Source organism: Escherichia sp. AM3 (assembly GCF_032029835.1).
Lineage (GTDB): Bacteria > Pseudomonadota > Gammaproteobacteria > Enterobacterales > Enterobacteriaceae > Escherichia > Escherichia coli.
This window is the reverse complement of sequence record NZ_JAVUPQ010000698.1, coordinates 1-352: the sequence shown is the minus strand read 5'-3', so window position 1 is coordinate 352 and position 352 is coordinate 1. Positions and strand designations below refer to the sequence as shown.

Genomic DNA, 352 nt, shown 5'->3' with positions numbered 1-352 from the left:
CCTGCAGCCCCGAGTGAGGTCATCTCCGCGCTGACGGTGGTCGGTTGGCCAGCAAGCAGGGTGGCACTATGGGTACATGTTCTCGTACCGCTTGCCCCGTCTCCGGTGGCCTCAATGAACATCTGCCAGTCGTAGCGGTTCGCCATAATCATGTATAACGCGGCACATATACGCATCATCTTGCGCGGGTCTTTTCTTGCAGCATGTTCAAGCCATTTATGGAAATTTGGCGCATTATCGCGGATGTTTTCCCCTGCTACTGGTGGCGTGTACTCAATGCCATTGTGCGTGGTGCTCCAGTGCTCCGGCGAGTGCGGAGAAAATTCCCCCGTTTTCAGGTTAAGCACACCAT

At 55.1% G+C, this 352-nt stretch carries 1 pseudogene; it reads right to left on the bottom strand.

The annotated features are described in order from the left end of the window. Positions 1-352, bottom strand: a pseudogene (locus RTW80_RS27955) (DNA primase); the annotation flags it as partial.